This window comes from Erwinia sp. L03-1, assembly GCF_058686115.1.
This window is the reverse complement of record NZ_CM178762.1, coordinates 2,868,629-2,884,218: the sequence shown is the minus strand read 5'-3', so window position 1 is coordinate 2,884,218 and position 15,590 is coordinate 2,868,629. Positions and strand designations below refer to the sequence as shown.

11 protein-coding genes are annotated in these 15,590 nt (G+C 54.9%); 4 read left to right on the top strand and 7 right to left on the bottom strand.

Annotation, left to right across the window (positions count from 1 at the left end):
- Nucleotides 1–82: 82 nt before the first annotated feature.
- The 3 genes from ldtD (at nucleotide 83) to AC4PCC_RS13330 (ending at nucleotide 3,307) form a co-directional block, all read left to right on the top strand.
- Nucleotides 83–1,894 (top strand): L,D-transpeptidase, encoded by a 1,812-nt coding sequence (ldtD, locus tag AC4PCC_RS13340; protein WP_492124841.1) that lies wholly within the window; start codon nucleotides 83–85, stop codon nucleotides 1,892–1,894.
- 188 nt (nucleotides 1,895–2,082) lie between these two features.
- On the top strand, nucleotides 2,083–2,634 hold the full coding sequence (gene mepK, locus AC4PCC_RS13335) for a peptidoglycan L,D-endopeptidase MepK (protein WP_067703703.1): 552 nt from the start codon (nucleotides 2,083–2,085) through the stop codon (nucleotides 2,632–2,634).
- A 43-nt stretch (nucleotides 2,635–2,677) separates the two neighbouring features.
- Complete coding sequence (locus AC4PCC_RS13330) at nucleotides 2,678–3,307, top strand: MBL fold metallo-hydrolase (RefSeq protein ID WP_492124840.1); 630 nt, start codon at nucleotides 2,678–2,680, stop codon at nucleotides 3,305–3,307.
- A gap of 616 nt (nucleotides 3,308–3,923) precedes the next feature.
- Here AC4PCC_RS13330 and AC4PCC_RS13325 read toward each other — a convergent pair.
- The 5 genes from AC4PCC_RS13325 to pncB form a co-directional block, all read right to left on the bottom strand.
- Nucleotides 3,924–4,343: a hypothetical protein gene (locus AC4PCC_RS13325; protein ID WP_492124839.1), complete on the bottom strand. Its 420-nt coding sequence runs from the start codon at nucleotides 4,341–4,343 to the stop codon at nucleotides 3,924–3,926.
- A 752-nt stretch (nucleotides 4,344–5,095) separates the two neighbouring features.
- Entirely contained in the window at nucleotides 5,096–6,286 is a 1,191-nt protein-coding gene (locus AC4PCC_RS13320) for an amino acid aminotransferase (RefSeq protein ID WP_492124838.1), read from the bottom strand.
- A 388-nt stretch (nucleotides 6,287–6,674) separates the two neighbouring features.
- Nucleotides 6,675–7,847 carry a porin gene (locus tag AC4PCC_RS13315; RefSeq protein WP_492124837.1) on the bottom strand — a complete coding sequence of 391 codons (1,173 nt, stop codon included), beginning with the start codon at nucleotides 7,845–7,847 and terminating at the stop codon, nucleotides 6,675–6,677.
- A gap of 299 nt (nucleotides 7,848–8,146) precedes the next feature.
- Complete coding sequence (gene asnS / locus AC4PCC_RS13310; RefSeq protein ID WP_492124836.1) at nucleotides 8,147–9,547, bottom strand: asparagine--tRNA ligase; 1,401 nt, start codon at nucleotides 9,545–9,547, stop codon at nucleotides 8,147–8,149.
- Between the two features lie 175 nt (nucleotides 9,548–9,722).
- A complete protein-coding gene (gene pncB, locus AC4PCC_RS13305) occupies nucleotides 9,723–10,943 on the bottom strand; it encodes a nicotinate phosphoribosyltransferase (RefSeq protein WP_492124835.1) in 1,221 nt (406 codons plus the stop codon).
- Between the two features lie 247 nt (nucleotides 10,944–11,190).
- On the opposite strand from pncB, the gene pepN reads away from it, so the two are divergent.
- Complete coding sequence (gene pepN, locus AC4PCC_RS13300) at nucleotides 11,191–13,806, top strand: aminopeptidase N (RefSeq protein WP_492124834.1); 2,616 nt, start codon at nucleotides 11,191–11,193, stop codon at nucleotides 13,804–13,806.
- A gap of 203 nt (nucleotides 13,807–14,009) precedes the next feature.
- On the opposite strand, the gene ssuB is transcribed toward pepN, so the two are convergent.
- Together ssuB and ssuC are read right to left on the bottom strand one after the other, a co-directional pair.
- A complete protein-coding gene (gene ssuB, locus AC4PCC_RS13295) occupies nucleotides 14,010–14,798 on the bottom strand; it encodes an aliphatic sulfonates ABC transporter ATP-binding protein (RefSeq protein ID WP_067702906.1) in 789 nt (262 codons plus the stop codon).
- Entirely contained in the window at nucleotides 14,795–15,586 is a 792-nt protein-coding gene (gene ssuC, locus AC4PCC_RS13290) for an aliphatic sulfonate ABC transporter permease SsuC (RefSeq protein ID WP_067702910.1), read from the bottom strand. The genes ssuB and ssuC overlap by 4 nt, the downstream gene beginning before the upstream one ends.
- Nucleotides 15,587–15,590 lie beyond the last annotated feature (4 nt).

The following is a 15,590-nucleotide window of genomic DNA, read 5'->3' as shown; positions in this document are numbered from 1 at the left end:
GATGCCGTTTTCTTTTCTACACTTATAATAATCACCACGAAGTGATGGCCCGTCCGTTCAGACATTGCTCAGGAGGCAAGGGATGTTGCTGGCAAAATCGTTTACTGCAAGGTTATCCCTGTTGGGTTGTTGTCTGGCGCTCTCCCTGGTGGGGAGTCACTCCGCAGTGGCAGGTATTCCCCCTGTTTCCGCGCCGGTTAACGTATCAGTGAGTCACTCACAGGCACAGTCACAGCTGCTGGCCCATCTACCGGCGGGCTATCGCCCCTTTTATCTGAGCCAGCTGGCGTCGCTCTATGCCAGTCATGGTATGCGCCCGATGTGGCAGGATCGTCAGGCCGTCAGGCAGTTCCAACAGCAGCTGGCCGAAGTCGCCATTTCAGGTGTTCAGCCGCAGTTTACACAATGGATAAAACTGCTGACCGACCCCGCCGTTACGGGTCAGGCGCGGGATGTTGTTCTGTCGGATGCCATGCTGGGCTATCTGCAATTCGTCTCGACTGTCCCGCTTAAAGGTGAGACCTGGCTCTACAGCAATGTGCCTTACAAGATGGAGGCACCTGGCCAGTCGGTGATTAACCAGTGGCAAAGAGCCGTAGCAGCAAGTCGCGATGAGGCCTTTATCGTCTCGCTGGCGCCGCAGCACCCTCAGTATCCGCGTATGCATCAGGCGCTTAAAACGCTGCTGGCCGATACCCACCCCTGGCCTCAGCTGGCGGGTCGGGAAACCCTGCGTCCGGGCCAGATGAGTGACAGCGTCCCAGCGCTGCGTGAAATTTTGCAGCGCACCGGTATGCTTTCTGCCGATGCGCAGGCACCGAGGCCAGATGAGGATGCCGTGCCAACCTCGAACGTGCCAGTCAGCGTCAGCGACGTCAACGTGGCGGTTAGCCCGTCCGCAACGCCGCAGTCTGAGAGTGTAAAAGCCGACACGCCTAATGCCGCCGGCGATCTTCAGGTCGCGACGCCGCCCGCTAACCCGACTCTGGTCTATAGCGAGGATTTAGTTGCCGCGGTGAAACGCTTCCAGCGCTGGCAGGGGCTGGAAGCCGACGGCGCCATCGGTCTGCGTACCCGCGAGTGGCTGAATGTTTCGCCGCAGCGGCGTGCGGCGCTGCTGGCGCTAAACATTCAGCGCCTGCGGTTGCTGCCTGATGATATGCACAATGGCATTATGGTCAATATTCCCAACTATTCGCTGATCTACTATCTCAATGGGAATCAGATTCTGGCTTCAAGGGTGATAGTTGGACGCCCGGATCGCAAAACTCCGCTGATGCGCAGCGCCCTGAATAACGTGGTGCTGAATCCGCCGTGGAATGTGCCGACCACCCTGGTGCGCAAGGATATTGTACCTAAAGTCAAAGTTGATCCCTCCTATCTCTATAAGCATAACTACCAGCTGCTTTCGGGATGGGATAGCGAGGCGCAGGTTATCGATCCCACGACTATTGACTGGAATATGATTTCCGCGGCCTCTTTCCCTTATCGCATCCGCCAGGCACCGGGTGCAACCAACTCACTTGGCCGTTACAAATTCAATATGCCCAGTTCTGATGCTATCTATCTGCACGATACGCCGAACCATAATCTGTTCCAGAAGGATATTCGCGCGCTCAGCTCAGGTTGCGTCAGGGTGAACAAGGCTTCCGATCTCGCTAATCTGCTGCTGCAGGATGCTGGCTGGAACAATGTGCGCATCTCCAGCACCCTGAAGGAGGGCGACACCCGCTATGTTCCTATCAGGCATCGTATTCCGGTCAATCTCTATTATCTGACCGCGTGGATAGCTGACGACGGTGAGCCGCAGTATCGTACAGATATTTACAATTATGATAATACCGTCCGTTCCGGTGCGCAGGCACTGGCGGCCGCTGGTCAGTTATTGCTCTAATGACTGATTAAACAGGAGTAAAGGTTTTTCGCAGTGAAGCGATACGCCCCTTTACGCAGCAGGAGTTTCTTACTCTTGCTGCGTTGCTCACATTCCTCGGGTTGACTCCCCTCAAGGCCGCGGTTATGGTTGCGAACATTAACTATTTCGCACTCTATCTAACCATTTATGCTGGGTAATACTGAATGATGGATAAATTCGACTCTCAACGCCGCAGATGGCTGACGCTGGGCGGTGCAGCCCTCGGTTGCGCACTGCTTCCCGGACAGGCTTTCGCCTCGCTTTCCACCTCCCGCCCCCGTATTTTGACACTCAATAATCTCAACACGGGTGAAACGCTCAAGACTGAGTTTTTCAACGGCAAAAGCTACGATAAAGATGAGCTTACGCGGCTAAATCATTTTTTCCGCGACTACCGGGCAAATCAAATTAAGAGTATCGATCCCCGCCTTTTTGATCACCTTTATCGTCTCCAGGCGATGCTCGACACCCGCAAACCTGTACAGCTCATCTCGGGTTATCGTTCCCTGGCGACCAACAATGCCATGCGCACTCACAGCAAAGGGGTGGCGAAGCACAGTTTTCACACGCTCGGACAGGCAATGGATTTCCACATTGAAGGTATTTCATTAAGCAATGTTCGCAAGGCAGCGCTTTCCATGCGCGCGGGTGGTGTAGGATACTATCCGAGAAGTAACTTTGTGCATATTGATACCGGCCCGGTACGGAGCTGGTCGTAATGAAATCCCGGTAAGTCCTCCGATGAGCCGGTAATGGAGCGTTATGAATTATCAAACTATTCCGGTGACGTCGTTTGAGCAGAACTGTTCATTAATCTGGTGCCCGGAGACCAATACGGCGGCGATTGTCGATCCTGGTGGTGATGCCGGGAAAATAGAGGCGCAGGTGGCGGAGCAGGGCGTTACCGTCAGCCAGATCCTGCTGACGCACGGTCATCTCGATCACGTGGGAGCCGCCGCAGAGTTGGCTAAGGTATACGGCGTACCGGTAGTTGGCCCGCATAAGGCGGATGCATTCTGGCTTGAGGGGTTGCCCACACAGTCTCAGATGTTTGGTTTTCCCCACTGCGCTCCGCTGACGCCTGACCGCTGGCTGGAAGAGGGCGAGACCGTGCAGGTGGGTAATCTGTTACTTGAGATCCTGCTTTGTCCCGGCCATACCCCCGGCCATATTGTCTTTTTTGATCGCACTTCGCGCCTGTTGATTTCGGGCGATGTGATTTTCAATGGTGGCGTGGGACGTACCGATTTCCCGCAGGGCAGCCACAGCGATTTAATCAAAGCCATTAAAACTAAGCTTTTGCCGTTAGGTGATGACGTAACCTTTCTGCCCGGGCACGGACCTAAGTCCACTTTGGGACGCGAGCGTATTTCAAACCCTTTCCTTCAGTAGTATTTCCGGCGGGTGGTCAATCCCAGCGGTTGTCGGCCAGATGTTTAGGCGGTGATATCTGCTGTTCCGGAGGGCAATCCTGTTGATTGGCGTTTGGTTATACAGGCTGCGATATCTGCTGTGCCGGATGATAATCCTATGGTTTGTGGGTTAGTTTTGCAGGCGGTGATACCTGCTGTTCCGGTGGATAATTCCATGGTTTGTGGGTTAGTTTTGCAGGCTGTGATATCTGCTGTTCCGGTGGATAATCCCTGCGTTTGCCGGGCGTCCTCACGCCACGCGTTGCATGGTGCCTTTGGCTCCGACGCCAGGCCGGACGGCCCGGTCGCGAGCGGGCGTCCTGCCCGCCGCTCCCTTAGTGCAGCATCCCTGCTGCCCTCGCCTGGCCTTCCGTCTTCGCCGCAGCGCTGCGGATTGCCCGTCACCCGCTGGGATTATCCACCTCTCAGGCTTCCGAGCCGCTTTGAGTAAACCCGTTTATCTGGCCAGCTATCTGATCGATTTCCAGTTAAGCGCTGTTCGTGCGCAGGCTTTTGAGCCGCTTTAAGTTAACAACGTCGGTTTTTTGTGCCACCCGTTAGCGCACTGTAATGAGGCTGGCGAGCCGCAATATCCGTTATTTCGCGGGCAATCCCAGCGCCCGCTGATCAGTTGTATCGGCTGCGATACCTGCTGTGCCGGAGGACAATCCTGGTGGTTGTCGGTTGGTTATACAGGCTACGATATCTGCTGTACCGGATGATAATCCTATGGTTTGTGGGTTAGTTTTGCAGGCGGTGATACCTGCTGTTCCGGTGGATAATTCCATGGTTTGTGGGTTAGTTTTGTAGGCTGTGATATCTGCTGTTCCGGTGGATAATCCCTGCGGGTGACGGGCGTCCTCACGCCACGCGTTGCGTGGTGCCTTTGGCTCCGACGCCAGGCCGGACGGCCCGGTCGCGAGCGGGCGTCCTGCCCGCCGCTCCCTGAGTGCAGCATCCCTGCTGCCCTCGCCTGGCCCTCCGTCTTCGCCGCAGCGCTGCGGATTGCCCGTCACCCGCTGGGATTATCCACCTCTCAGGCTTCTGAGCCGCTTTGTTTGAAACCGTATGACTTTCCGCAGGCTACTGAGTCGCTTTTGGTGTACACGTTCAAATGTCTACAGATATCTTAACCACTTCCAGTTAGGCCGTACTAACGCGTAGGCTTTTGAGCCGATTTTAAGCAAACCGGCTTTCTTGTTTGCCTGGTCCTATTCTTTTTCTAACCTGCTGAAGGGTTCCCTGTAACACCCTAAACCGCTGTTGCTCTCAACCAGTACAATGCGAAGGAGCAGGTGAGTGGTGCCCCAATCTTTGTCGCACCGGACACCGTCCGCAGGCGACGGCTCTAAGCCTTTAGCACGGAAGTTGTCTTACTTGTATAGTTATGTTTGTTTGAACCACAGGCGAATGATCTCCTGTAACACCTGAAACTGCCGTTACCCGCAGCCAGTTTAGGCAAAAGGAGCAGGCGGGTGGGGCCCGGTGACAGGCAATCCGCAGCGCTGAGTGAAGAGAGTAAGACCCGGATGGGCCAGCAGGGATGCTGGCACAAGGGCATGCCGGGACAGGGATGTCCCGTCATGCCCGGTCCGAAAGGTCGACGAGCGGAACGAAGGAACCGCGCCACGCGCGGCGTGAGGACCGCCAGGCACCGGGCCCCACCCGTTGGCGACACCTCCACCCGTTCGCGATCCCCCCAGCCTTTGCAGCCCTGAGCCCCACCCGTTGGCGACACCCCCAGCCTTTGCCGCGTACCGTAATGCCCTTACAGAACCGCCACGATGGCTTCGCAAAGCGGTGACATATTATCCGGCGTCATCCCCGCAACGTTAACGCGGCCGGAATTAACCGCATAAACACCAAACTCCTCGCGCAGGCGAATCACCTGATCTTTACTCAGGCCGCTGAATGAAAACATACCGTTCTGGCTGATGATAAAGCGGAAATCACCTTTCGCGCCTTTCTCCTGCAGCGTATTCACAAACAGCTGGCGCATACGGTGGATACGCTGGCGCATATCGGTCAGCTCCTGCTCCCAGATGGCACGCAGCGCCTTATTGCTCAGAATGGTGGCTACTACCGCTGCGCCGTGTGCTGGCGGGTTAGAGTAGTTAGCACGGATAGTGTATTTAACCTGGCTAAAAGCGGTAGTGGCAACGGCGGCGTCGCTGGCGACAAGGGTCAGTGCCCCGACGCGTTCATTATACAGGCCAAAATTCTTCGAATATGAGCTGGCGACCAACAGCTCCTGATGGCTGGCAGCGAAAATACGCAGGCCTTCAGCATCTTCCTCCAGACCACGGGCAAAGCCCTGATAGGCGAAGTCAAACAGGGGCAGCCAGCCACTGGCCTGGGAAACTTCAGCCAGTGTTGCCCACTGTTCGGCGGAAGGATCAACGCCGGTAGGGTTATGACAGCAGCCGTGGAAAAGTACGATATCACCCGCTTTTGCGCCACGCAGCGTGCTTAGCATACCGTCGAAATCGAGCGAATGTGTGGCCGCATCGTAATACTGATATTCGCAGACCTCCAGACCAGCAGCCTCGAAAACATTTTTATGATTCGGCCAGCTTGGATTGCTGATCCAGATACGCTTTGCGCCAGTCTGGGTCGAAATAAAATCGGCTGCTACGCGAAGCGCACCGGTGCCGCCGGGTGTCTGCGCGGTTCGCGCGCGCTGGCTGCTGATGACCGTACTTTCTTCGCCGAAGAGTAGCGCCTGGGTGCTGCGGGCAAAATCGGCCAGTCCATCAATGCTCAGATAGTTTTTAGTCTTTTCGTTTTCCAGCAGGTGCTGCTCCGCTTTTTTTACGCTGGTCAGCACGGGCGTATTACCGGTTTCGTCTTTATAGACGCCAATGCCGAGATTGATCTTATTTGGACGATCGTCGGCGCGAAAAAGATCGGCTAAACCAAGGATGGGGTCGGCGGGTGCTGCTGCAATGCGTTCAAACATAGTCAAATTCCGTTAGCGTCATCTGAAACGAAGTGTGCATCCAGATTACCGCCTGAGGGCACAAAATGCCAACCGTTTGCAGGGGAAAAACAGGGGAAGTAAATTTATTCATGTCAGCACCAGCGGATAATAAATTGCCCACTTTTCACGGTAGGCTGACAGATATCGGGCGATGGGCTGGACATGTTGTGTTTAATTGAAGCGGAATGATGTTGAGTGAAGGAAAGTGATTTGAAGTGGAGGGATGCAAAGTGGAAGGATTCGAAGCGGTTGATGTGGAGCGGAATAGCGCGAGCGTCAATTCTTCTGTCTTGCGGAACACATAAAAATGGGGCCGAAGCCCCATTTAATGACAGCGCGGAGATGAGCAGGCCATCCCGCAGAGCAATTAGAACTGGTAAACCAGGCCTACTGCTACGGTGTCATCGGTGTTCAGACCCAGAGGATTGTTGTCTTTCAGCAGGTTGATCTGGTAGTCAACGTAGGTAGACATGTTTTTGTTGAAGTAGTAAGTCGCACCAACGTCAGCGTATTTGATCAGGTCAGCATCGCCAATACCGTTGCCGATGTCTTTGCCTTTAGACTGAACGTAGCCCAGTGAAGGACGCAGGCCGAAATCGAACTGGTACTGTGCAACCAGCTCAATGTTCTGTGCTTTGTTAGCAAAAGAACTGATGCTGCCAGTCTCAGCGTTGTTGAACGTTACCTGAGAGCTGGTAAACGGCGTAGCGTTACGCGTTTCACCGTACATTGCAGCCAGGTAAACGCTGTTAGCGTCATACTTGATGGCCGTTGCCCATGCTTCAGCGCGCTTGCCTGCACCATTGTTAATGGTGACGTCATTGCCATTTGCGTCAAGTACCGCATTGCCGCTGCTGTCATTCAGAGTACGCACGCCAGAGGCCTGAGCGTTGGTACGGTCATAGGAACCATAGGCACCGGACACGCCCAGACCCACAGGTGAGGTGTAGCTGGTAGAGATGGCGTAGCCATCACCGTTTGAACGACGGGTATCGTCACGGTCGTTTTTACCCTGATACTGGAGAGCGAAGTCCCATCCATCTACCAGGCCAAAGAAGTTAGTATTACGGTAGGTCAGGACACCAGTGGTACGGCCACCCAGGATACCTTCGTCGGTATACGCTGAGTCACCGCCGAATTCTGGCAGCATATCCGTCCAGCCCATTGGATCGTACAGCAGGCTGTAGTTACGACCATAATCGATTGAACCGTACTGAGCGAATTTCAGACCGGCGAAGCCCAGACGCGTTTTGTTACCCGTTTGCGCGTCAGAACCTTCAGAATTGTTGGCGTTAAAGTTGTATTCCCACTGGCCATAACCGGTCAACATATCGTTGATCTGCGTTTCGCCTTTAAAACCAAAACGAACGTATGACTGATCGCCATCATTGCTGTCGTTATCAGAAAAATAGTGCAGACCAACCGCTTTACCGTACAGGTCCAGCTTGTTGCCGTCTTTATTATAAATTTCTGCTGCATTGGCTGCACCTGCTGCTAAAAGTGCCGGGATAACCAGTGCCAGAATGTTGCGCTTCATCATTTTTATTACCCTCATTGGAGTTATTTGGACACCTGCCACTGCCGTCAACAATTCTTTACAGAACCCCGAAGAGAGTTTGGTGTCTTCCTGTGTCTGCACGCATCTTTCCATTCGTAGCGCGGTTAATCTAGCCCGAAAATGCTACTAATATCGTATTCTGGTTACAATTAGAAAATATGTATTACAAGATGTAAAAAACACTGAACTTTGTGAAGCATCTCATGATTTACAAAAATAAAAAAAGGCCAGCGAAGCTGACCTTATTTATATATATGAATTTCTTATATTTAATGCTGAAATCAGAAGCTGGCGTTGCGCGGCGTACGTGGGAACGCGATAACATCTCTTACATTTTGTACGCCAGTGACATAAGCGATTAAACGTTCGAAACCTAATCCGAAACCTGAATGCGGTACGGTGCCGTAGCGACGCAGATCGCGATACCAGGAATAATCTTCTTTATTGAGTCCCATTTCGGCCAGGCGCGCATCCAGAACGTCCAGCCGCTCTTCACGCTGTGAACCCCCGATGATTTCACCAATGCCCGGAGCAAGAACGTCCATAGCCGCAACGGTCCGTCCATCATCATTCAGGCGCATGTAGAAGGCCTTAATGTCTTTAGGATAGTTTTTGACGACTACCGGGGCTTTAAAGTGTTTCTCAGCCAAATAGCGTTCATGTTCGGAGGAGAGGTCAATGCCCCAGGAAACGGCATTCTCAAACTTCTCGCCACAGGCAATCAGAATCTCTATGGCGTCGGTGTAATCGACCTGAGCAAAATCCGTCGTTACAAATTGTTGCAGGCGAGAAATGGCTTCTTTGTCTACGCGTTCTGCGAAGAAAGCCATATCATCGGCACGCTCATTCAGGACCGCTTTAAACACGTATTTCAGCATCGCCTCAGCCAGCGCTGCGTTATCTTCCAGATCGGCAAACGCCACTTCCGGCTCCAGCATCCAAAACTCGGCCAGGTGGCGGCTGGTATTGGAGTTCTCCGCGCGGAAAGTTGGGCCAAAGGTGTAGATTTTGGAAATCGCACTGGCGTAAGTCTCGCCATTAAGCTGACCGGAGACGGTCAGAAAGGCTTCTTTGCCGAAAAAGTCTTCGTCGAAATTGACTTTACCTTCTGGCGTACGCGGCAGGTTTTCAAAGTCCAGCGTCGATACGCGGAACATTTCACCGGCACCTTCGGTGTCAGAAGCGGTAATCAGCGGGGTGGAAACCCAGAAAAAGCCCTGCTCATCAAAGAAGCGATGCAGCGCCTGGGCCAGGGTATGGCGAACGCGGGCTACGGCACCAATCAGGTTGGTGCGTGGGCGCAGGTGGGCGACTTCGCGCAGATACTCAATACTGTGACGTTTTGCCGCCATGGGATAGGTATCAGGATCGTCAACCCATCCGACGACCTCAACGGCAGTGGCCTGGATTTCAAAGCTTTGACCTTCACCCGGTGACTCAACAACTTTTCCGGTGATCGCCACCGAACAGCCGGTAGTCAGGCGCAGGACTTCATCCTGATAATTATTCAACGCATTATTGACGACAGCCTGGACGGGATTAAAGCAGGAGCCGTCATACACGGCAATGAAGGAAATACCGGCTTTTGAATCTCTTCTTGTACGCACCCAGCCGCGTACGGTGACTTCACTGTCAACCGCGACCCGGCCATGCAGTACATCCGCTACAGGCACAACGCTCATAAAAGTCTCTCACTATTATTCAGAAGGGGAAGTTATTACCCTAAATTGGGGTGATGCTATGTTACTTGCCGACTGGCGAGACACAAGAAGAATGTGTTATCGGGTGGGAGATTTCTTAACGAAAGAGAGAAGGATAAGAGAAGAGGGGAGACCTCTTCTCTTAGTTACGCAAGGGTTAACTGGCTTTCTTGACCAGCGGCAGATCAAACGCCTTGCGCAGGGCGCGAACGAAGGCTTTATCCTGACAAATTGTTTTGCCCGGGCTGTCGGAGAGCTTAGCGACCGGTTTGCCGTTGCACTCCACCAGCTTGATAACAATATTCAGCGGCTTAACCTGAGGAATGTCGCAGGTCAGGCGGGTGCCGATGCCAAAGATGACGTCTGCCCGTTGCCCAAAATACGCATAGAGATCGACCGCTTTTGCCAGATCGAGGTTATCCGAGAACACCAGCGTTTTGGTTTTCGGATCGATGCCCAGCGTTTCATAATGGGCGATCGCTTTTTCACCCCATTCCACCGGGTCGCCGGAGTCATGGCGCAGGCCCTGATAACGGTTGGCAAACGTCTGGCCAAAGTCGCGCAAAAAGGCATCCATGGTAATGCAGTCGGTCAGTGCGATACCCAGATTATCAGGGTACTCATCAAGCCAGGCCTGGAGAGCCGCGCGCTGGCTGTTTGCCAGCACCGGGCTAATCTGCTGATGGGCCTGAAACCATTCATGCGCCTGGGTTCCCACCGGCGGTAGCGCCAGACTGCGCGCAACATCATAGTTGCTGGAGCCGACCAGCCAGGGGACGTTCTGCTTAAGCGTGCTGACAATCGCGCGCTGCACGTCACCCGAGAAGCGGCGGCGCGTGCCAAAATCCATCAGCTTAAAGCGCGACATATCCATCGAATCGGTCAGTCTGCTGAAATCAGCCAGCTTGCTGTTCAGACGGTCAACCGCCATGGCGGTCTGCACCCCAGGGGATCGGTGGCGATGGACCACTTCGCTTATCAGCGCCAGCAGGGGGACTTCCCACATGATGACCTCAAGCCAGCTTCCGCTGATGCGGATATCCAGCTTGCCGTGATGGTTGTTAACGCGTACCTGGCTGGGATCGTAACGAAACTGCTTTAGCCAGGTGAGATAATCCATTTTGAAAAAAGGCAGTTCTGCCAGATAGTTTGCTTCGTCGCCGGTCAACGCCAGCGTGCGCATCATGTCGATTTGTTCTCTAATTTCATCGGCATAAATACCCAGCAAATCGTCACCCCGGCAGCGGAATTCCGCCACTACGGGGACGTTCTGGTAACGATGGAACACTGCCTGTTGCATGTGCAGCTTGTAGGCATCCGTATCAAGCAACGTCGTCAATATCGGGGAATCATGTCGTGTCATGGTGCGTTTCAGCATCCTCTGGCGAAGAGCGTTATCCCTGGTTCAAAATAGTAAAGACGCAGGAGTATAACGTGAATCCTCATTTATTGAACTCAATCACAGCATAAATCATCGGTTCAGGTCGAGGGCAATCTGTGCGCTTGTTAATGAAATGTGTATTTAGGGCGCATTATTTCTGTCGGGACAGGATTGTACGTGGCAACATGTCGCTAACAGGAATAGACTTGAAATGATTAACTAATTGTCGACGTGAGAACGCCCTATGACGCAACTGCCGCAAGCCAAAAATCGCCATGATTACCGTGCACCCGATTATACCATCACCGATATTGACCTGACGTTTATCCTGGATGCCAGCACGACGCAGGTCACCGCCATCAGCCAGATCAAACGGCTGAATCCGGCGGCGGGTGAATTACGTCTTGATGGCGAGAATCTGACGCTCGTTTCGCTGACGATCGACGACACCCCCTGGCCGCACTATCGCCAGGAGGCGGATGCGCTGTATATCAGCCAGCTTCCCGACGCGTTCACTCTGAAAATTGTCAATGACATTCATCCGGATCAAAACACCGCGCTGGATGGCCTGTACAAATCGGGCGATGCACTCTGCACCCAGTGCGAGGCCGAAGGCTTTCGCAATATCACCTGGTATCTTGACCGGCCGGACGTGCTGGCGCGTTTTACCACCACTATCATTGCTGAAAAAACACGCTATCCCTTCCTGCTCTCTAACGGTAACCGCGTAGACGGCGGCCAGATGGAAGACGGGCGTCACTGGATGAAGTGGGAAGATCCTTTCCCTAAACCCTGCTATCTGTTTGCGCTGGTCGCGGGCGATTTCGATGTGCTGCGCGACAGCTTCAGAACGCGCTCTGGACGCGACGTCGCGCTGGAGATCTTTGTCGATCGCGGTAATCTCGATCGCGCCGACTGGGCGATGACCTCGCTCAAAAACAGCATGAAATGGGACGAGGAGCGTTTCGGTCTGGAGTACGACCTGGATATCTTTATGATCGTCGCCGTCGACTTCTTTAATATGGGTGCGATGGAAAATAAGGGCCTCAACGTCTTTAACTCCAAATACGTGCTGGCGAAGGCGGAAACGGCAACCGATAAAGACTATCTCGGCATTGAAGCGGTGATCGGTCACGAATATTTCCATAACTGGACCGGCAACCGCGTCACCTGCCGCGACTGGTTCCAGCTCAGCCTGAAAGAGGGGCTGACGGTGTTCCGCGATCAGGAGTTCAGTTCCGATCTGGGGTCGCGTGCGGTTAACCGCATCGACAACGTGCGCATCATGCGTGGCGCCCAGTTTGCTGAAGATGCCAGTCCGATGGCGCATCCGATCCGCCCTGAGCAGGTTATCGAAATGAACAACTTTTACACCCTGACGGTGTATGAGAAAGGTTCAGAAGTGATCCGCATGCTGCACACCCTGTTGGGTGAAGAGAACTTCCAGAAGGGCATTCAGCTCTACTTCGAGCGCCACGACGGCAGCGCAGCTACCTGCGATGAATTTGTGCAGGCGCTGGAGGACGCATCCAACGTCGATCTCTCCCAGTTCCGTCGCTGGTACAGCCAGTCCGGCACGCCGGTGCTGACCGTGCGCGATGACTACAACCCTGAACTGGAGCAGTATACGCTGCACGTCACCCAGGTGACGCCGCCGACGGCCGATCAGAAAGAGAAGCTGCCGCTGCATATTCCGCTCGATATTGAACTGTACGATGCCGAGGGCAGGGTGATCCCGCTTCAGCACAACGGGCATCCGGTGCATCACGTACTGAACGTGACGGAAGAGTTCCAGTCATTCGTTTTCGATAACGTCTACTTCCAGCCGGTACCCTCTCTGCTGCGCGAATTCTCTGCGCCGGTGAAGCTGGAGTATAACTGGAGCGATGCGCAGCTCACCTTCCTGATGCGTCACGCCCGTAACGACTTCGCCCGCTGGGATGCGGCACAGAGTCTGCTGGCGATCTATATTCGTCTCAACGTTGCGCGCTATCAGCAGGGCCAGCCGCTCTCTTTGCCGCTCCACGTTGCCGATGCTTTCCGCGCCGTGCTGCTGGAAGAGAACAGCGATCCGGCGCTGATGGCGCTGATCCTCTCGCTGCCGGGCGAGAATGAAATTGCCGAGCTGTTCGAGATAATCGATCCACAGGCAATTTCCGACGTGCGCGCCGCGATGGTGCGCCTGCTGGCAACCGAACTGGCTGACGAATGGCTGGCGATTTATAACGCGCACCATACTCTGACGTATCGGGTTGAACATGCTGACATGGCGAAGCGCGCGCTGAAAAACGTCTGTCTGGGCTATCTGGCCTTTGGCGACGAGGCGCTGGCGGAAAAAGTGGTTACCGCGCAGTTTGAGCAGGCGAATAATATGACTGACTCGCTGGCTGCTATGTCGGCGGCGGTGGCAGCCGGGCTGCCCTGCCGGGATGCGCTACTGGAAGCCTTTGACAACCGCTGGCATAAAGATGGCCTGGTGATGGATAAGTGGTTCGCCCTGCAGGCGACCAGCCCCGCGCCGGACGTCTTAAGTCAGGTTAAGGCGCTGCTCGGACATCGATCCTTTACCCTGAGTAATCCAAACCGTATTCGATCGCTGATCGGCGCATTTGCTTCCGGCAATCCGGCGGCGTTCCATGCGGCCGACGGTAGCGGCTATCAGTTCCTGGTTGAGATTTTAACCGATCTGAACACCCGTAATCCGCAGGTGGCCTCCAGAATGATTGAGCCGCTGATCCGTCTTAAACGCTACGATGCGTCGCGTCAAACGCTGATGCGCCAGGCGCTGGAACAGCTACAGGGGCTGGAGAAGCTCTCAGGCGATCTTTTCGAGAAGATAACCAAAGCGCTCAATGCCTAAAGGTCGGCGCTAGTCGACGGCGGAATTCACTAAAAACGCCCCAGACCGCCGCTTCCCTGTCAGCATGACTGACCGGGAAGCGGCGGTTTTTTTATTTAAGGCGGGATTGGGTGCCGTGTGAGACCCGCTCGCGACCGGATAAGATCCTAATCCTCACGACTGTCGTCCTGCTGCCCGGGCGTGGCATCAAAGATGCGCACGCTTTATCGCTGTGCGTAATGCTTTTCTGCTTCCGCGGGCGAGCGCTTCATCACCCGGTCCAGCACCTTCGCTTCCAGCTCTGCCAGCCTGACGGAACCTTTACGGCGGGGGCGGGGCAGATCGATGGTCAAATCCAGCCCAATCTCTCCCTCTTCGATCAGCAGCACACGGTCAGCCATTGCCACCGCTTCGCTGACGTCGTGGGTAACCAGCAGCACGGTAAAATGGTGCTTCTGCCACAGGGATTCGATCAGGTCCTGCATTTCAATGCGCGTCAGGGCATCCAGCGCCCCCAGCGGCTCATCCAGCAGCAGCAGACCGGGACGGTGGATCAGCGCACGCGCCAGCGCCACACGCTGCTTCTGGCCGCCCGACAGTGCCGCAGGCCACTCTGCTGCGCGCTCTGCGAGACCCACAGCCTCCAGCGCCTGCCGCGCCGCCTCTTTCCAGGCACGCCCTTTAAGGCCCAGCCCGACGTTATCAATTACGCTTTTCCACGGCAGCAGGCGCGCATCCTGAAACATCAGCCGGGTGTCGTCTTTCGCCTGGCTAAGCGGCGCGCTACCCGCTAACAGTGCGCCGGTCGAGGTCTTTTCCAGTCCGGCCAGCAGGCGCAGCAGGGTGCTTTTACCGCAGCCGCTGCGTCCGACTACCGCCACAAACTGGCCGGAAGGGATATGCAGATTAATGTCATTCAGCACCGTACGACCATTGTACTGCTTGCTTACGCCGTTAATCGCCAGAGGCGTTCCGGCATTAAGACGCGCGGGAGAGGTGTTAACGTCACTCATGCGAAATCCTCCTTCAGTTGGTAAGCGGGATGCCAGCGCAGCCACCAGCGTTCAAGCAGCAACGCGCTGACGTCGGCCAGCTTGCCAAGCAGGGCGTATAAAATAATGGCGACCACCACCACATCGGTTTGTAAAAACTCACGGGCGTTCATGGCCAGATAGCCAATGCCGGAGTTCGCTGAGATGGTTTCAGCCACGATTAGCGTCAGCCACATCAAACCCAGCGCGAAGCGTACGCCAACCATAATTGACGGCAGCGCGCCCGGCAGCACCACCTGAATAAACAGACTCCAGCCAGAAAGCCCATAGCTGCGTGCCATCTCCACCAGCCCCCGGTCAATGTTGCGGATGCCGTGGTAGGTGTTGAGATAAATGGGGAACATGGTGCCGAGGGCCACCAGGAAAATTTTGGCCGATTCGTCGATGCCGAACCAGAGGATAACCAGCGGGATCAGCGCCAGATGCGGAACGTTACGCAGCATCTGAATTGAGGTGTCCAGCAGACGCTCCCCCAGGCGGGACATGCCGGTTATCAGGCCAAGAATCAGCCCGATGGATCCGCCGATGCCGAAGCCAACGGCGGCACGCCAGCTGCTGATGGCCAGGTGCTGCCACAGTTCACCGCTGACCGTCAGGTGCCAGAAGGTCACCACGATCGCCTCCGGCGAGGGTAAAATCCGGTTGGAGAGCCAGCCGGTTTGTGAGGCAATCTGCCACACCACCACCAGCGCGATCGGCAGCGCCCAGGGAATAAGCTGATTGTTGATACGCTTAAGCTGCTTGTTCATGGCT